This window comes from Eubacterium sp. BL-380-WT-2B (genome assembly GCF_009696115.1).
Lineage (GTDB): Bacteria > Bacillota > Clostridia > Eubacteriales > Eubacteriaceae > Eubacterium > Eubacterium callanderi.
Map to the genome: position 1 here is coordinate 23303 of NZ_VUMP01000004.1, position 19966 is coordinate 43268.

Sequence of the window (19966 nt, forward strand, 5' to 3'; positions counted from 1 at the left end):
TGGTTATAAAGCGTATAAGAATATTTCATTTTACTTATGGTAATGAGAGGGGTAAAATCGTTACTGTACGAAAAATGAAAGGAAGATTTGATTTTGAAAAAAGGCTATTTATATATTGTCATTGCGACGCTGTTTTTCAGTTCGATGGAGATCGCCCTCAAAAGTGTTTCAGGCCAATTTAACGCTGTACAGATGAACCTGACCCGTTTTTTGATCGGCGGTCTTGTTTTAATTCCCTTTGCGCTCAGGACGCTTAAGAAGAAAAAGGAACATCTGGATAAAAAAAGTCTGCTGCACTTTGCGGGGCTGGGCTTTCTGGGGGTTGTGGTCAGCATGACCTTTTACCAGCTGGCCGTGGAAAACGCCAACGCCTCGGTGGTGGCGGTACTGTTTTCCAGCAATCCGGTGTTTGTGCTGTTTTTCTCGGGCATTATCCTGCACGAGGTGATCAAGAAAAACCATGTGGCGGCCATTGTGCTTGAAATCATCGGAATTCTGGTGATTGTCAACCCTCTGCACACCTCCCTCAACATCGCGGGGGTAGTCATGGCGATTCTGGCCGCAGTGGCTTTTGCCCTGTACTCGGTCTTTTCCAAGAAGCAGTGTAACCGCTACGGCGGCGTGGTGGTGACTTGCGGGAGCTTTCTGTTCGCCAGCCTGGAAATGCTGCTGCTCATCGGCATCAGCCATGTGGGACCGGTGGCGGATATGCTGAGCGGCAGCGGCCTTGCCTTATTTGCCAATATTCCGCTGTTTACGGGTTATACGGCGTCCAATGTCCTCACGATGCTTTATATCTGCATCGGTGTGACTGGCGGCGGTTATGCCTTTTATTTCATGGCCATTGAGGAAACCTCAGCCAATACGGCGTCGCTGGTGTTTTTCTTTAAACCGGTGCTGTCGCCTATCCTGGCAGTGCTGATCCTGCACGAAGCGGTGCCGTTCAATATGGTGATTGGTGTGCTGCTGATTCTGGCCGGCTCTATCGCGAACCTGCTGCCAGCGTTTGCGCGCAGAAAAGAAAAACCTGTATCCCTGAGCGCGGAACAGGGCCGCTCTTAGCCTGTTTTATAAAATCTGAGTGTTGAAGCCACAGAGAATCCCTCAAAATCTCTGTGGCTTTTTTTTGTTAAAAATTTGTTTTTAATTTAGAATTATTCTTGACAAGCCTCTTTTATCGTGTTAAGATACACTCATCAAACAGTTAGAAATAGCTAACAAAAATAAATATTATTGAAAAGAGGTATCAACATGAAAAATTTAATTGGCAAAGAATTGATCGATTTTGAAGTACAGGCATATCATGAAGGTGATTTTAAAACCGTCACAAAGGAAGATGTCCTGGGAAAATGGGGCGTGTTCTTCTTTTACCCGGCAGATTTTACCTTTGTATGCCCGACAGAGCTGGCGGACGTAGCGGACAATTATGAGGAGTTCAAAAAAATCGGCTGTGAAATTTATTCGGTTTCTGAAGATACCCATTTTGTACATAAAGCCTGGGCGGACACCACCGACACCATTAAGGGCCTTCCGTACCCGATGTTAGGCGATCCGGCAGGCGTGCTGGCAAAATTCTTCGGTGTGCTGGTCAAAGAAGAAGGCCAGGCGCTGCGCGGTACCTTTGTGGTGGACCCGGACGGCGTTATCAAGGTTTACGAAATCCATGACATGGGCATCGGCCGTAACGCTGAGGAGCTGCTGCGCAAGGTGCAGGCCGCTCAGTTTGTAAGAGAACACGGCGACCAGGTCTGCCCTGCTAAATGGAAGCCAGGCGAAGACACACTGACACCAAGCTTAGATTTAGTCGGAAAGCTGTAAGAAGCAGGAGGGCGCCATGGATAAGATTTATGACTTGATTATTATCGGCGGCGGTTCCGCCGGACTCTCGGCTGGTATCTATGCCGCCCGGGCCATGCTCGATACGCTGATCATTGAGAAAAACCAGCCGGGCGGCCAGGCTGTGAATACCGCAGAGGTCGTCAACTATCCCGGTATCCGCCGCGCCACCGGCCCTAAGCTTATGGATGAAATGCACAGGCACGCCATGGATTTCGGCGCGGAATTTACTGTAGCCGAGATCGAGGGTGTAGACCTTGAGGGTGAAGTGAAGGCGCTGCACACCAGCCGCGGCACCTACAGAAGCCGCGCGGTCATCATCGCCACAGGCGCCTCCCCGCGCAAGATCGGTTTTGCTGGTGAGAAGGAATATACCGGCCGCGGCATTGCCTACTGTGCGACCTGTGACGGCGAGTTTTTCAGCGGACTTGACATCTTTGTTCTGGGCGGCGGCTTTGCTGCGGCCGAGGAGGCTGTGTTCCTGACCCGCTATGGAAGAAGCGTGACCATCGTGGTGCGTGAGGATGATTTTACCTGCGCCCAGATGGTGGCGGACAAGGTAAAAGAGCATCCTGGCATTGAGGTGTGGTACAACACTGAGGTGAAGGAGGTTTCCGGTGACGATTTTCTGAAAAAGGCTGAATTTTTCAATAACAAAACCGGCGCGACCTTTACTTACGAGAGTAAGGACGGCAAGCCCTTTGGCATGTTTGTGTTTGCGGGCTATGAACCGGCCACCCAGATTTTCAAGGGTCGGGTGGACGTCGATGCTGAGGGCTATATCCCCACAAACGACCGCATGGAAACCAATGTCCCCGGCGTCTACGCCGCGGGCGACCTGAGGCCAAAGGAGCTGCGCCAGATTGTCACGGCAGTGGCCGACGGCGCCATTGCAGCCACCGCGGCGGAAAAATACGTGGCGGCTGAGCGGGAACGCCTGGGCCTGGCAGCGCCTGAGCCAAAAGCAGCCAAGACACCAGCGGCACCAAAGCCGGAAGCGCCCCAGGGAGCGGAAGATGGCTTTATCCCGGCAGCCATGAAGGGCCAGCTCAGGGAAATCTTCCAAAAGCTCGAGCGCACCGCCCGGGTGGTGACCATCATCGACCCGGCTGTGCCAAAGACCCAGGAAATGCAGGGTTTCTTAGAGGAAGTGGCAGCCCTTAACGACCATATCCAGGTGGAAGCTTATAAAAAAGGTGAGAAGCCTGAGCTGGAAGCCGCCATGCACCTCGACAACCTGCCGGTTGCGGCCCTGTTTGATCCAGAGGGTCAGTATTCCGGCGTCAAATTTACCGGTATCCCCGGCGGCCATGAAATGAATTCCTTTGTTCTGGCGGTTTATAACTTTGCCGGACCGGGCCAGGCAGTGGATGAGGCGCTTGCCAAGCGGATTGCGGCCATCGACCATCCTGTCAATGCCCAGATCTGTATCTCCCTGTCCTGTCATTTCTGCCCGGATGTGGTAGCGGCCTGCCAGCGCATCGCGCTGCTGAACCCGAACATACAGGCGGAAATGATCGACACAGCCCTTTTTCCAGAGCTCAAGGAAGAATACAAGCTCATGAGCGTGCCTGCCATGATCCTCAACAAACGGGATGTGGTCTTCGGCGCAAAGAAAATGAGCGAAATTGTGGAAATATTTGAAAATCTAAAAAACTAAATTATTAAATCCTCCGTAAAAGGCGGCAATTGGATAATGCTTGTTTTGATCCAATTCCCCAAAAAAGCACGGCCCAGAGAAAACAGACTTTTTATGTCATGATAAATTTTTCCAGGGCTGTGCTTTTTTATTTTTGCTTTTCAAGGAATCTTTATAGGGACAGCCCTAATTGAAAGGGTCCGGCCTTTTAAGCGACTTCAAACTGGCTGTTGTAAAGCTCGGCGTAAAAACCGTTTTTTTCAATTAATTCGGTATGACTGCCGCTTTCAATAATATCACCGTCTTTGAGCACTAGGATGATGTCTGCGTTTTTGATGGTGGAAAGGCGATGGGCGATGACAAAGGAGGTGCGGCCTTCCATAAGCTTGTCCATCGCATTTTGAATCATCACTTCTGTCCGGGTGTCAATGGAGCTTGTCGCTTCATCTAAAATGAGCATGGGTGCGTTATCAATCATGGTGCGGGCAATGGTTATCTGCTGCCGCTGGCCCGCTGAAAGATTAACCTTATCGTTCAGGACTGTATCATACCCATTGGGAAGAGTACGGATGAAGTGGTGCAAGCCCACCAACGCACAGGCCTTTTTGAGATCTTCGTCGTATACGTTTTGCTTGTTGTAAACAATGTTTTCCCGAATGGTGCCTTCAAAAAGCCAGGTGTCTTGCAAGACCATACAGAAAAGAGAATGCACCTGAGCTCTTGTCATTTGCCGGATTGGAACGCCGTCAATTAAAATATCACCGCTGTTGATCTCATTAAAACGCATGAGTAAATTGACAAGGGTTGTTTTTCCTGATCCGGTTGGACCGACAATGGCAATTTTTTGTCCGGGTTTGGCGATGGCGGAAAAGTTATTGATAACCATTTTATCGGTCCCTTCGTAGCTGAATTTGACATTTTTAAATTCGACATGGCCCTTTACATTCTGCAGTGGCGCTTTTTTATTTTTTTCATCAGCCATCTCCTCTGCATCCAAGAATTCAAAGACACGTTCACCAGAGGCAACCGCCATCTGTAAGCCTTGAGCCAATTGGGCGATTTGTGTGAGGGGCTGGGTGAAATAGCGCACATAGACCAAGAACGCGACAATCACGCCAAAAGAGATTTGTCCGCTTATCACTAAAGACGCACCGACAACGATGACAGCAACATAACTGATGTTGTCTACAAAGGTCATGATAGGCATCATCAGGCCAGAAAGAAATTGGGCCATATAGGTACTTTTGTTTAGTTTTTTGTTTAGGCCTTTGAAGGGTTCAAACATCTGCTGCTCGCCGTTATAGGCCTTTACAATAAGGTGGCCCGTGTAGGTTTCTTCGATATGGCCGTTAATAAGCCCCAAATATTTTTGCTGGTTGTCAAAATGTTTTTGAGATTTACTCATAATGATCATCATAGTGATAAATCCAAGGACGACAGAGGCAATTGCCGCAAGAGTCATGGTCCAGTTTGTGATGAACATCATGATGAGAGAGCCCGTGAGCATGGTGATGGACGTTACAAGGGTGGTCAAACTGTTATTTAAATTCTGCCCCAGTGAATCGACATCGTTTGTGATGCGGGAAAGAATGTCGCCGGTGGTGTTTTTATGATAAAACCACATGGGCAGACGGTTGATTTTTCTACTGATATCAATTCGCATTTTTTGAGATATCTTCTGGGTGACGGTGGCCATGATCCATCCCTGTAAGGTATTTAAGAGCGCACTCGTTAAGTACAATACAATTAAAAGAATCCCAATTTTAACAATGCCAGGCATATCGATGATGGTCGGGATACCTTCAGTAATCAGATTGGTTAAAACTTTGAGTTTGCCAGGGCCTACCAGGGCAATGATAGTCCCTGCAACAGCGGCTATAACTGCAATGATGATACCCGGCAGGTATTTTTTTGAATAAGTCAACAGCATTTTTATTGTTTTTTTCGTATCTTTTGCTTTTGCAACAGATCCGCTCATGCCGGAAAAATCGGAGAGGTCCGTGTTTTCGGCCTTCTGGTTTTTATTGTATTGCGCATTATTCATTTTCCAGTTCCTCCTTTGAGAGTTGAGAATAGGCAATTTCTTTGTATAAATCGCATTTTTTGATCAATTCGCGGTGTGTGCCCATCCCGGCAATCCGGCCTTCATCTAAAACAATAATTTTATCGGCATCCTTAATAGTTCCGATGCGCTGAGCCACAATGATAATGGTGGCGTCTGTGGCATGATGTCTCAGTTCGCCTCGCAGCAACTTATCGGTTTTATAGTCAAGGGCTGAGAAACTATCGTCAAATATCAAAATTTCGGGCTTTCTTGCAATGGCCCGGGCGATGGAAAGCCGCTGCTTTTGTCCGCCGGAAAGATTGGTGCCGCCGGGCGCCACATAGCTTTGATAGGAATCTTCCATGGCTTCCACAAAGTCTGTGCTTTGGGCGGTTGAAATGGCAGAGGTAACGGCCTCATGGCTTACCCCGCCGTTTCCGTTTGAACCAAAGGACACATTGGAGGAAATATCCCCTTTAAAAAGAATGGCCTTCTGTGAAACGTACCCGATTTTATTGCGCAAAGCCGCCTGGGTAAAATCCTTGACATTGATGCCGTCCACATAAACGCCGCCTTCTGTAACATCATAAAACCTTGGAATGAGGTTGATAACCGTACTCTTGCCACAGCCTGTGGAGCCGATAAAGGCGATGGTTTCGCCCTTGCTTGCCCGAAAGCTGATGTTTTGCAGAACATAATCCTCCGCGTTTGGATATTTAAAGCTAACGTTTTTAAATTCTACCTCGCCGGGCGTAGCGGTGCGTGTATGGCTGATGATTCCATCCTGAATGGCCGGATTGGTATCTAGGACTTCGCAAATGCGGTCTGCGGATACGCTGGCGCGGGGAATCAGGATTAAAACAACACCAAGCAGCATGAAGGCCATGAGCAGTTGAATGGCATAAGAGGAAAATACCATCATGTCTGAAAACAAGGGAACCCTTTCCGACACAGCGGAGGATGCAATGAGCGCAGCGCCAATCCAGTATACCGATAAGGTTAAACCATTCATGATCAGCTCAACAGAAGGCATCAGTGCGGCCATTAGTCGGTTGGAAAATAAGTTGGTATGGGTAAAAGCAGAATTGGCTTTTTCAAATTTATCTTCTTGATACTGCTCCGCGTTGTAGGCACGGACAACCCGAAGGCCGGTTAGGTTTTCTCTTGAAACACGGCTCAAATCGTCGGTCTGCTTCTGAAGCAGTTTGAATTTTGGGATCGCCAGAGAAATGATTATTGAAGATACAATAATCAGTATCGCAACTGCAATACCTGTCGCGGCTGACCACTGCCAGCTTTTGCCCATGATTTTTACAATGGCCCATAGAGCTAAAATTGGTGATTTAATCAGGATTTGCAGCCCGATTACCATCAGCATTTGAACCTGTGTAATGTCGTTTGTCGTTCGTGTAATTAAACTGGAAATGGAAAAATTATTAATTTCCTGCATTGTGAACGACTGTACCTTATTAAACAGGCCTGCTCTCAATCTTGAAGAAAGATTGGCTGCGATTCGCGCGGCGAGCCCGGTGATAACAACGGAAACCGCAACGCTTGCCAGGGTGAGCAGCAGCATCCGGATGCCGGCGAATAAAATCGCCTGCATTCCGCTGCCGGGCGTCTGAACAAGTTCGGTGATTTTCCCCATAAATTCCGGTAATGTTAAATCAATCCATACTTGAAAAACAATCAGGACAAGAACGATGGCAACCAGCCCCCACTCTTTTGTGGTAAGATTTTTTAGTATTTTTATCAAGTTTATACCTCCATTCAAATATAAAAAGCCAATGAAATTTATTCACATTTCATTGGCTCTGCGTCTTAAGCGTCTGGCTCTGTAAGAACAGTCATTTTCAGTTTTGTTATGTTAATCAGGGTTTCTTGTTTGCACTTTGGGCAAAAAAGTGGAAAATTTTTTAATACGGTATCGTGCCTAGCCTTTAGCCGTGTTTTATTTTGACATACAGGGCAGAAAATCCAAACTTCTTTATGCATTAGTCGAGGCCTCCGCATTCATAATCTTCGTCAACGCGACAATCTCGTTGCGAAAACATTCTTCATAGATATCTAAAAAGATAATCAGGGCTTCTTGCTGTTCGGGGGTTATCTTTTCCAGTGCGTCATTTTCACATTTCCATAAAGAGCCAATAACACAATCTGCGTATTTTTGTCCTTTTTCGCTTAATTTTACCTGCTTATTTCTGCGGTCTTCTTTCATTTCTGAAAGTTCGACTAAGCCTTGACGCCAAAAGGACTTAATAATCATATTGACGCTTTGTTTGTTGTATTGGCTCTGTTTACAAATTAACTTTTGTGTGCAACCCTGGGTGTGTTCATAGAGGATACCCAGTACGTTTAAACTCATGGGAGTTAAGCCCGCAGCTTTGGCATAAGCTTCGGATAACCTTTCGAGTGTTTTCCATTTTTCTGAAAAAAAGTCCACGTGTTGTTTTATTTTTCTTTTACTCATTCACAAAACCTCAATTAGTACAATTTGATTATAGTAATTACTTTGGACTATTATACTTTGTGTTGTAGCGATTGTCAAGATAATAGTATGCAAAAGAACTTTAATTTAATAATTTGTTAATTATTGGATAATTTGAAGCGCTGGCCTCTTTTTGTTGGTTTTGAAAAAGCGCGAAAAACTGCTTGTTCAACGAAGAGTGTACCAAGTGTTATAGGCTGCATTGATACCCTTCAGATAAAAGACCGGTGAGTTCTCAAGGAGTATCAGGGACTGGTGATAGCGCAGCTCAAAAGCGGCAAGGCTGAGGGCTGTACCGTCCACGGTGTCGGGCAGCATGGTGGGGTTGTATTCCAGATTGAGGTAGTGATTGTCAATGCAATGGCGGGGGCTTTTTTTATGTTTTCAGAGGTCAGCCAGCCTGTCTTAAAGGGCGTGCTGTCTGCCGGACTGCCCGCAAAGAACAGATGCATACCAGAGGGCATGGTAGCTTCGGGGCAGATCTGCCGCTGTAAGGCCCTGCTTTTTTGAAGAAATATTGAAGATTGAGAGAGACTTTACAGAACCATAGTCTGTCCGTTTTCTGAAAAGACTTGGATTTTAAACATGCAAATTCAGTAATAAAAAGACTGTATCGGTAAAAAAAGTGAAAAGGAATTTCGATTTTGATAGACTTATTATAAAGGTAATCAATAGTGGCGAATTGGCGCTTGCCACAAATACAATAGAGAAATAAAAAAGGTAGAAAAATGAGAGAGAAGAGTAAAAAAAGTTTGAGAACAAGGCTTCTGGCCTTTGTTTTGGTTTTTTGCATGACATTCCAGATGATTGGGTTCAGCCCGGGGAGTGTGGCGTTGGCAGAAGGGGAGATACCAGATACCACGGCCTGGCAGACAATTAATTATGGAAGCGGTATTTCAAATCCTACTGTAGAGTCTACAAAGATTGAGGGAAAACACCAGCCTTTTGTCAGCAAGGTGCGCTTTCCTGATAATAAAGCAGGCTATACAAAGGAGAACCCAACGGTTAATATCGGGTTTGATTTCAAATTTGATGACAATTACTTAACCGCTGTTTTTAATCAACTTCCAGAGATTCCGGATGATATTACTCAATATGATGGATGGCTTGAAACACAGACCATAACGCCGATCACTTTCACCTGTGACCTTGGGAAGAACTTTGAAAAAGGATCGCTTCAGCCGCTGCCGTCTGATGGGGATAAAACACCCATTACAACAATAGATGGTATGGAAATCGGCCATTATACCTGTCAGTGGGATGATGCCAAAGGCAGTTATATTTTACAGGCGGTTTTTGATAATAATATTATGTACAATCCTACCTGGGTTGATGTGGCAGCAGGCTTCTCCATGAAGCTTGATTTGACGGAAAGTGCGATTGGCGATGCGGACAGAGCTGAGGTGAACTGGAATGATTCTGCTCATTCGATTACAGTGCAGCAGAATCAATCGCCCAAACCGATTGATCCAGAGGATCAAAAATTTAAGATTAATAAAGAAGCAGCGCCAACAGCGGATAAGCCTTATATCGACTATACCATTACCGCAGAAATCCCAGCGATTCCTAAAGAAGGTGAGGACAAGCTCAATGGTTTCTGGCTGGTTGACAAGCTGCCGACAGATATGGAAGTTGCGGAATCAACAGAAACGCCGAAGCATTATTTTTCCAAAGTGACTTATACTTTTGGGGACAACACCATCCAAGAGGTAAACCTGACTGGCGATCCTAATCAAGCGGGCGCTAATATAGGAAAATATACGGTTGAGAATGGGCAGCTTTATTCGCAGATACCTGAAACCGGAAAAGCGGTCGCTAAAGCGGTCTACACGATCCGGATGCAGTTAAATAAAGATAAATATCAGGAGTATTTAACAAACAGCTTAAATAAAAACTGGACATTTCAGGCTGAGAACACCGCAGCGTTAAAAAAAGAAAAAAACGGAGAGCCGTTAGAAACCTCACAACCAGCCAGTACGACCATGGACTTGTCCTTTTTCTCGAAGGAAAGCGAGCAGAATCCTGAGAATGGACTTCAGATGAAATGGGATGTCAATATTGATACCAGCTTCTCAAAATTTGTCAACGCATGGTTTATCGACTCGATGGATGCCACAAAACAGGTCTATAATCTGGAAGAAGGCTTTACCATCTATTCCTTAAATGAAAGCAGCCAAGTGCAGCAGAAAAAATATTCTGTAGGGAATGGCAATCTGGTAGAAGTGACCGAAGAAAGCCTAAAAATACTCTACGGTGATCTGGAAAATACTAAGTATAATGATGAGTTAAAAACAAAGCTTGATAATATAAAAACAAAATACGGCGCCGACAAGGCTTACTATTACACCTACATAGAGCAGCCATCAGGAACAGCACGTCAGGTATTGCTGCTTCCCTACGACCAGTATACAAATCAGAAAATTAAGATCAATTATCTGACAGATCTTGCAATTCCAGAAAATATGACTGAGGATGCGTACTTAGATGAATTAAGCAAAAAAGATCCAGGGGAACTGGGACTTGGCAATGTCGCCAATCTGATCTGGAAACGCGTCATCTATGGCGAGGGCATCGGTTATGATGATTTTAATTTTAATGTCAATATTGAAAAAAATCCAACAACAACTTTTGATTTGGTCAGCAAAAAGGCGGAAAATTATGACCCGGCCACCCAGATCATGGACTGGAGCTTTACGACCAACCGTTACAGCAATGTGCCGATTACAGATTTGTCCATAATCGATACTTTGTCACCAGATGTTCTGGCGCTGGATACCACCTCGCTGAAATATACAAAAGACGGAAACAGCCAGGAAACCGAAATTCCCAAAGATCATGCCAATGCAGATGGTGTGTATTATACCTATGATAATAATACAGGCCAGTTCGTTATCTACTGTTCAAAAATAGATACGGGAAACTACTTTACGTTTAATTTCTCAACCAAAGTGGTGAACCCAGATGTCCTGTCCCAGCAGGGACAGCCAACAGTCAGTAACAGCGCTCAGATAAAGGCAACAGCGGGTTCGACACCCGTTGATAAAGAGATCAGTGGTGAAAAAAATATTGACAATACCCTCGTCACCAAAGTGACCGATGGCGATTATGACTATTCAAATTCTGATCATCTGATTAACTGGAAGGTTGAAATTGACCCCAACCATCTGCCGATTGTTGATGGGCAATTAGAGGATACCCTCCCGCTGCATACCAGTTTTTATAAACTGAACGGGATTTCTTATAACGATGGTGAAAAGCAGGTGGTCAGCGATGTTGACAATAATAGTAAATCCGTAAAAATTAAGGGTAAAAATAACCAGGATGAAACCATTTACTGGGATAAAATCACACGCAACAATAACGATACAGATAAGGAAGTCGTTACTTTTACTCTGCCTGAAACCACCATGGATAATGGAAAAACAGGAAACGTAGGGAAATACACCCTGTATTTTAGCACACAGATAGATGAAGACTATCTAAAATCAGGAGAAAACAATAATAAAGGTCTTACCTTTGTCAATAATGTTGTACTTAAAGGAAAGGTCACAGATCCATCCGGCACAAAGAAGGTTGACATCAAGGCAGATTCATCGGCCAACGAAGAAATACAGAATAAGGCGCTGCAAAAGAGCAGCGAGCTTTTAAATAACGGACGTCTGAAATGGACTGTCATGATCAACGAAAATCAGGTGGATATGGGCAATATGGCACTCAATGAGGATTTGAGTAAAGCTGCCCCAAAAGATTTGATGTCTATTTACGGAGAGCGTGACGGGTTTAAGCTCTATGCGGTAACCCTGAATGCACAGGGCGGTATCAGTAAGAAAGAGGAAATCAAGGACGCAGATGGCAGCATCTGGTGGAATGAATTAAAAAATTCTATCAAGGACCAGAGCTTTTCGTTGAAAATTCCTGATTCATATAAAAAGAAAACCTTAATGCTGGAATTTGAAACTTTTATCCTTGACAATGTAGAGGCAGGCTCTACCGTCACTAACGCGGTGCAGCTCGCGCCAAATTCCGGAAGTACAGGTAATGACAATATTGATGCATCCGGGGATTATGACGGCGGCTACAATATGGACCAGTACGCCAAAATCCGAAATGTGCCTTTTATACAGGTGCTCAAGAGCAGTAAGAATGGTGAAGACATCAAGGTGGAGGGAGCGACCTTCACATTAACATCTTATGAGATAAATGGAAGCAAAGATGCGTACATCAAAGGCGAATCAAAGACAGCCAAAACAGGAAAGACCGGTTACGCCAGCTTTATACCGCTTAAAAAAGATGTGGTCTATAAGCTGGAAGAAACAACAGGAGCACCAGGATATTCGAAAGACACAGCGGAGATCAAGTATTTTCAGTTTGATAATACGGGTAAAGTAACAGCAGGAAAGAGAATGCTTAAAGAAATTGAAGCTGGTACAGGAATAGAGGTTACACCACAGGTAATTCAATACGGAAAATACACCATCATTCAGTCCGAAAAATGGAAGAACACCCCGACGGGCGAGCTGTCTTTTACCAAAACAGGAGCAGATTCATCGTCTGCGGGTTTGAAAGGCGTCAAGTTTACGCTGAAGCGCAATGACCAGAAGTGGGACAATATAGAGAATAATATTTTAAATGACGTTAAAACAGCCACCAGCGATGCGAGTGGTAAGGTGACATTCACGGAATTAGACCCCGGTGAGTACACGCTCAAGGAAACCGAGGCACCGAAAGAGTATAAAATCTCAAATAAAGAGCATAAGATAGTTGTAAACGCCGGCGGGACCGTCACCATGGATGGAAGTACGGTGGATACTAACACTAAAATTTCAAACACCTATGTTTCGGGAAGTATTGAGTTGACCAAAAAAGACGCGCAGACTACGAGTTTTAAATTAGAAGGCGCTAAGTTTGGCTTATATAAAGGTGGCTCAACAGATGAAAGTGCTAAAATTAAAGAAGCAACTTCCGATGGCAGTGGCAAAGTAACATTCAGTAATGTGCCATACACCCCAGATGGATATACCGTCAAAGAAATCAGCGCGCCAGCGGGGTATCAGGTAACAGACACCAGCTTGCCCATTAGGATTGAAGCAAACACACTGATCATTACAGATAATAAAAACTTTAGTTATAAAGTGGCAGATGCGGTAGAAAACACCAGAATCAAAGGGACCGTAACGCTGACAAAGACCCAAAATGACAGTAGCAGTACTCCGGTTTTTGGGAAGAAATTCCAAGTGGTCTATGTAAAAAGCAATAACGACGATAATTTTATCGCCTGGCAGACTGAAATAAAAATCAACGGATCGAGTTTGACAGAAGAAAATGGTAAATATTACGCGACCACTGACAATAGCGGAAAAATTGCATTAACTGATGTGCCCTACGGCAAATACCAGCTCATTGAAGTCAGCGAACAAGGTGATCAGTATAAACCATTGACAGTGAACGTCGACAAACCCAATGTAGCTGTTGGAGATACGACCTATAGCACGGAAATAAACGCGGTTAATGAGCTTCGTACCACGTCACTTAAGATCAAAAAAACCGATGATGCCGGCGACCTGATGGAAAATGTCAAGTTTACCTTAAATGGTCAAAACCAATACAGTGAGACGGTAACAGAGCAGGTCAGGACTACCAGTGATGATGGTATCGCAGTTTTTGACAACATTCAGATCGGTAATTACACATTGGAAGAAAAACAGATCGACGGAAGGACAGGGGATGCAGATGGTTATGGATTACTGAAATCTTATGATGTGAAAGTAGCGGCTGATTCTGCCGGTACGGGGACAATTACCGAAATAAAAGAAAAAGCTGCAAGCTCACAGGCACTGGCATCAGACAGTAATGGTGTTTATACCATCACCAACGACCCCGTCAAAGGCACCATCCAGTTCACCAAAAAAAGCGATGATGGAAGAAGCCTCAAGGGCATCACCTTCCAGTTGCAGAGAATCGTCAACGGGACTGCCCAGACAACCGGCGATGAAATGGTATTTGAAGCGGATTCCGGCGATAACGGACTCGTCCAGTTTAATGATATCCCTTACGCGGATTATAAACTTGTGGAAAAATCCGGAGCGGAAGGCGCTGAGCCAATACAAGCTATTGAGATTAAAAAATCAGACTTGAGTGTGACGACCACTGGCGGCGTAGAATCATTTGCTTATACAATGGCTGATGTTGCCAATACCCTAAAAAAAGCCAATATCCAGCTGACCAAAAAAGACCAGAACGGTTTGCCCCTTGAAGGTGTAACTTTCGCCGTTCAGCGTAAAGCTGAAAAAGAAGCGGATAATAAACCCGAAAGTTTTGTGCTGAACCCAACTGGATCGGCTTACCATCCATATTATGGTACTGATTCGAATACGGCGGTTACAGATGAAAGCAATGCCGATGGTATCCTGACTATCAGTGGCCTTGTCTACGGAGATTACAAGCTGGTAGAAACAGATCGGCCGGCGGATATAGTAGGCGATGCGAGGGAAATCACCTTTAACGTGGACAAAGATGGAAAAGTAAACAACCTGAAAGGAACCGATAAGACATCCAGTCCTGAATTAAAAGAGGGAGTTTACAAGCTTGGCAATGTCGAAAACACCCGTGTCTACGGTCAGGCCAAGCTGATTAAAACGGTGACTGGCGTACAGGGAGCAGATGCATCCGGTATTCCATTTAGCCTGTACAAATGTACAGGCGATGCGCCCGATCTGAATAAACCGACAACGGATACCCTGATCGCCGAAAACCTGACAACCGACGATGACGGCGTCATCGACACTAGCAAGCTTAACAGCGTTACTAATGAGGAAACAAAGAAAGCGTTAAGCGCAGGCCTTTGGACAGGCAAGTATTATTTCTTAGAACAGCCAACTGACGGCTTGGTTTATGACGACACCAATAACAATAATCTGGTGGCATTTGAAATTACAGATCAAAATCACTATGCTGAAACCAGTACACCTGTGAAAAGTACCATGACGAACACCAGATTCATGACAAAAATAGCGTTCAAAAAATACGACACTACAGACACTACAGATGAATCCGGGATACAGGGCGTTACCTTTAAACTCACACGCTCAACAGATGGTGGAAGCACCTATACAGAACTCGTCGAAGAAGCGGGTAGAGGCGGAATCGTCGTTACAGATGATAAGGGCGAGGTCACCGCACAGCTTTTGAAAAAAGGCAAGTACTTGCTGGAAGAAGTAAGAGCAGAAGGCTATAGTTCAGACAGCGCGTTTAAAGCGACTTTTGAGATTGACGACACCCATTATAATAAGACAGTAAAACTTAATGAGACAACAAATTGGAATGTATTGAGTGGGAATTTTGAAAACAACAAAGGCATCGCCAATGACCGTCTCCCAGGTTCCATGACCATCACCAAGGTAGACGCAAAAGACAGTAATACGAAATTAAATGATGCGGTATTTGCTTTATATAAGGACAAGGCAACAACACCTATATTGACTGGAACAACCGGGAGGACCTATGTCTATGATGATGTTGATCCAATGCAGTCTGAAACAGAAGGAAACATCGGAGAGCTGAAAATCACGAATCTGCCTTGGGGTAGCTACAAGCTGGTAGAAATTACCCCTCCGACAGGTTATATCATCAGCAGCGTCCCGCTTGAATTTACCATTGAAGCAGGTCAGGTAAACTTTGGTGCAGTACAGAGTGCAGCGACTACCATCAGCAACGCTCAGAGCACCTTCACACTCAAGAAAGCAGATGCCACCGACGAAACACTCGTCAACGGCGCGGCCTTCCAACTGACGGATGACAGCGACAACAACAAGGTTATCTGGAAAACACCGGATAATACAACGTTTGCCAGCACCTGGTCAAATATTACCAAAACACTTGTTGCGGGCAAGACCTATACCCTCACCGAGACCAAAGCCCCGGACGGCTACGAAAAAGCCGCCCCGGTTAAGATCACGATGAACGAAAAGGGCGTTATCACTGTAACAGAAGGTGGAGATCACGTAAGTGTGACAGAAAACTCAACCATCACTGTAAAAGACCAGCCCATCGAAATCGGCCTTAAGAAAATTGATGCTGAAAGTAAGGAGAAATTAGAAGGTGCGGTATTTAAGGTAACCGGAACTTTTGCCGATAAAGAGATAACTGAGATTGAAGTCACACCAGCAAATCTCACAGAAACGCTGTCTGGACAGCTGATCGCCGGCGAAACCTACACCCTGACAGAAACCACCGCGCCAAAAGGCTACGAACTGGCTGAACCAATTGTCTTTACAGTCAATGACGCGGGCAAGGTAGCCCTCACAGACACCCCGGCTCACGCGGCGCTTGAAAATGGCAATGAAACCATCGTCCTGAAAAACACACAGAATGAAGTATTCCTCCAGAAAACCAACGCGGATGGCACAGCCATCGGCGGCGGCGCGGAATTCAGCCTGACCGGCGATTTCGCAGATGGAGAAAAAGTAAAGACAATCCAGACAAAAGATAAAGAGGCATACAGCCTCAAAGGCCTGCTGACCGCAGGTCAGACCTACACACTCAGGGAAACCCGACCGGCCGACGGCTACAAGCTGGAAACTGATGAGGTGAAGATCACCATGTCCACCGCTGGCACCATCAGCATTGCACATGACACATCAGATATTCCGGCAACGGTGGTGAACAATGGCCTGACGTTGAACTTCAAAGATCAGCCCATCACCCTGAGCTTACAGAAAACTGACGCCAACAACGGAAATAAACCCCTTAAAGGCGCAAAATTTGAGCTTACCGGTGACCTGGCAGACGGAAGCAGAGCACACGCTATCGATTTGACACAAAACGCGCAGGCAGATCTGTCCGCCCTGCTCATCGCTGGCAATGAATACACCCTGAAAGAAACCACCGCGCCGGAAGCTTACCAGCTTCAGCAAACGCCGGTGACCTTCACGGTGGACACGGATGGTAAGGTAACCATCACCAACGCAGACGCGGTTAAAGGCTTTGCTGCCCTGTCAGGTGACAAGGTCAGCCTGTCCTTTGCCAACACCCTGAACCAGGGCAACATCACCTTTATCAAACACGGCACGAATGACGAAAATGATTTACACGCTAAGGCAGAGCTGTCCGGCGCAGTTTTTGGACTGTATATGGATGCCAAGGCTGAAACAGCTGTCAAAGACGCCAACGGCAAGGCCATCACTGCGGCCAGCGGCCCCAACGGCACAGTTACCTTCAATGACATCTACGTGGGTACTTACTACGTGAAGGAAATCACCGCCCCGGCTAACTATACAGCGGACAGCACGGTCTATCAGACTGTGATCGACAAAGATGGAAAATGCGACGGGCTGCACGCCGTGGCGGGCAGTCAGGAAGCAGATAAAGCGGTCAGCGAAATCACCAACGAAGCCGTCCGCGGCAGCATCACCATCAGCAAAACCGATTCCTTTAGCAGCAAACCCATCAAGGGCATTGAATTTACACTGACGAAAAAAGACAGCAAGGGCAATGACATCAAGATAAAAACCGGCGTGACCGATGAAAATGGTGAACTGGTGTTTGACAACCTGCTTATGGATACCGAATATGGCGTTCAAGAAACAAAGACCCTCAGCGGTTATGTTTTAAGTCCGGTGACACAAAATATAACCTTAAAAACAGGCGAAAAAGACAAAAACATTGCCTTTACCAATGACCCCACCAAGCTGACTTTCAAGAAAGTTGACACCACCGGCGCGGGTCTGCCAGACGCAGAATTTACTCTGTACGACAGCGGTACGGAAAAGGCAAAGGCCGCCTCTGACAAGGACGGCATGGTCACCTTCCTGTATCTGGACAAGGGCAGGACCTATACCGTCAAAGAAACCAAACGTCCGGGGGATGACTATCTCCTGAACCCCACCGAGTTTAAAGCAGTAGTGGATAATGATGGAACCTGCACCCTGAAAAATAACGACGAGACTGTCACCCAGGTTGTCAACGCTGACGCGGGTGTCATCACTCTGAACAAGAAGGGGAATGACAACGGTCCGCTGTCAGGCGTGACTTTTGAACTGAAAAACGAAGCGGGCGAGGTTATCCAGACCCAGATCACCGGCGATAATGGACAGCTTGTCTTTGCCGATGTGCCCATGGGCAGCTACACCATTGTGGAGACAGCGGCTCCTGATCCCTACGCGGTATCGGCAGACGTGACCAAAGTCACCCTGAGCCGCGGCGCAAGCCAGAAGGTGACCGTCAGCCGGGTGAATGCCCTGTCTCAGGTGGTATTCCACAAACGCGGCATCATCACCGAAACCTGTGCGGGCGACCCGCAGCACGCGCCTCTTGAAGGCGCTGTCTACGGCCTGTACAAAGATCCCGAATGTGCCGCGGAACCGGTATACACTGCCGTCAGCGGCAATCCTGGTGATGGCTGCAAGGTTGTCTTTACCGGCGTTGCCCGGGGAACCTGGTACGTCAAGGAAATAACAGCACCACAGCATTACATGCTGGATACGACGGTCTACAAGGCCGTTGTGGACAGCGATGGACATTTTGATGGACTGGCCAATCTGGACGATACAAAGGTAGCGGATAACCACGTCGTGGACGCGGCTGTCACCACCGATATTGTTCTGAAAAAGGTCAATGAGCAGAAACCAGATGAAGTGCTGCCGGGCTCTACCTACGGTTTATTCAAAAAAGCAGCCAAAGCGTTGCCAGCACAGGCACGATCTTTCAGCTTCTTTGGCACAGAAAGCGCTGCGGAAACAGAAGACGAGAGTGAATGGCAGCAAATCGCTGAGGCGACAACCGGCCAGGACGGCTATCTCCGTTTCGAAGGCGTGCTCATGGGTGTGGAATACTCTATCCGCGAGCTCAAAGCCCCCGAAGGCAGCCATGTATCTGAAAAGCCTGTAAACATCAAATTTGGCATTAATGAAGCGGGTGAGCCTGTCATTGAGAGCATTGACCTCGGACTGGCAGACCCAAGCGACCCCAACAGCCCGCCAACCGCTACCGTGGATCCCGAGACAGGTGAGATCGTCTGGCTGGAACCATCCATTGTGGCAGAAATATCCAAGACAGATATGAACGCAAACTTGCTGGCAGGCGCCAGACTGCGTATTACCGTCAAGGACGGGAGTGGTGTCTACATACCGCTTACCCAGGCAGATGGACAGCCTGCCGAATGGGTATCCGGCGAACAGCCAGAAACCTTTGTCAAACTCATGAAAATAGGAAAAGACTACCGGCTCGAAGAGATAGAAGCGCCTTCAGGCTACAAGCTTGCAGCGCCCGTTGACTTTACCGTCAGGACGCCAGAACAGGGTGTCGGCCCAGGAGAAAATCTTACAGAGCAGGTGGTTTTGAAAAATGAACTCACCTCTTTCTTCATCAGCAAGACCACCATCAACGGCACCGACGAGCTGCCAGGTGCAGTCCTGGCCGTCTACGAGACTGCCGGGGATGGCAGCATTGCCCGCGACGAGGACGGAAACGAAATAGTGGCAAAGACCATCACAGGTGAAAGCCTGAGCTGGACATCGGGCAAGGAGATGAAGAAAATCGAGGGATTGCCGGCAGGCACCTATGTCTTACGGGAAATCACCGCGCCGGATGGCTATGAGGTGGCAGAGGAAATCACCTTTACTCTGATGCCCGACGGCACTGTGGCCGTGGGCGGCAAGACCTGCGAAGGCAACATCGTCCGAATGCAGGATAAACCAGTGGCTGAAACCGGGACACCAGATGTACCCGATAAGCCGCAGACATCATCCTCCGATCATCCAGATGCAAACAACGGTGCAGCCACCGGCATTGCCGGCTCGGTCAGCCCGGCCACCTTCTGGGGCGTACTGGCACTGCTCAGTGTCGCAGCGCTCCTGGTCTGCAGCATTGTCGTCTGGAGAAGAAAACGCTGGTAAGAAAGCCAAGCAAGCAAATAAAAACAAGGGAAGCAGTACATGCCTCCCTTGTTTTTTTGAAAAAATTT

9 protein-coding genes are annotated in these 19966 nt (G+C 46.6%); 5 read left to right on the forward strand and 4 right to left on the reverse strand.

Translation table 11 applies throughout. The features are described from left to right. The first annotated feature begins 93 nt into the window (after window positions 1-93). The 3 genes from FYJ53_RS08460 (at window position 94) to FYJ53_RS08470 (ending at window position 3496) form a co-directional block, all read left to right on the forward strand. Entirely contained in the window at window positions 94-1062 is a 969-nt protein-coding gene (locus FYJ53_RS08460) for a DMT family transporter (protein ID WP_148430692.1), read from the forward strand. 189 nt (window positions 1063-1251) lie between these two features. Next, window positions 1252-1818, forward strand: coding sequence for an alkyl hydroperoxide reductase subunit C (gene ahpC, locus FYJ53_RS08465; RefSeq protein ID WP_013382603.1), 567 nt, complete (start codon window positions 1252-1254; stop codon window positions 1816-1818). A gap of 16 nt (window positions 1819-1834) precedes the next feature. Continuing rightward, window positions 1835-3496: an FAD-dependent oxidoreductase gene (locus FYJ53_RS08470; RefSeq protein WP_148430187.1), complete on the forward strand. Its 1662-nt coding sequence runs from the start codon at window positions 1835-1837 to the stop codon at window positions 3494-3496. Between the two features lie 187 nt (window positions 3497-3683). Here the strand turns inward: FYJ53_RS08470 and FYJ53_RS08475 are convergent, their stop codons facing one another. From FYJ53_RS08475 to FYJ53_RS08490, 4 genes are all read right to left on the reverse strand, one after another. Further along, entirely contained in the window at window positions 3684-5519 is a 1836-nt protein-coding gene (locus FYJ53_RS08475; protein ID WP_195840247.1) for an ABC transporter ATP-binding protein, read from the reverse strand. Beyond that, complete coding sequence (locus FYJ53_RS08480; RefSeq protein WP_148430189.1) at window positions 5512-7275, reverse strand: ABC transporter ATP-binding protein; 1764 nt, start codon at window positions 7273-7275, stop codon at window positions 5512-5514. The genes FYJ53_RS08475 and FYJ53_RS08480 overlap by 8 nt, the downstream gene beginning before the upstream one ends. 65 nt (window positions 7276-7340) lie before the next feature. Then, window positions 7341-7514: a cysteine-rich KTR domain-containing protein gene (locus FYJ53_RS08485; protein WP_013382598.1), complete on the reverse strand. Its 174-nt coding sequence runs from the start codon at window positions 7512-7514 to the stop codon at window positions 7341-7343. Further along, a complete protein-coding gene (locus tag FYJ53_RS08490; protein ID WP_148430191.1) occupies window positions 7507-7989 on the reverse strand; it encodes a MarR family winged helix-turn-helix transcriptional regulator in 483 nt (160 codons plus the stop codon). Before FYJ53_RS08490 ends, FYJ53_RS08485 begins: the two co-directional genes overlap by 8 nt. 273 nt (window positions 7990-8262) lie before the next feature. Between FYJ53_RS08490 and FYJ53_RS08495 the strand changes: the two genes are divergently transcribed. Both FYJ53_RS08495 and FYJ53_RS08500 read left to right on the forward strand, forming a co-directional pair. Then, window positions 8263-8517 carry a hypothetical protein gene (locus FYJ53_RS08495; RefSeq protein ID WP_148430193.1) on the forward strand — a complete coding sequence of 85 codons (255 nt, stop codon included), beginning with the start codon at window positions 8263-8265 and terminating at the stop codon, window positions 8515-8517. Window positions 8518-8735: 218 nt separating this feature from the next. Beyond that, window positions 8736-19898: a collagen binding domain-containing protein gene (locus tag FYJ53_RS08500; RefSeq protein WP_154557260.1), complete on the forward strand. Its 11163-nt coding sequence runs from the start codon at window positions 8736-8738 to the stop codon at window positions 19896-19898. Window positions 19899-19966 lie beyond the last annotated feature (68 nt).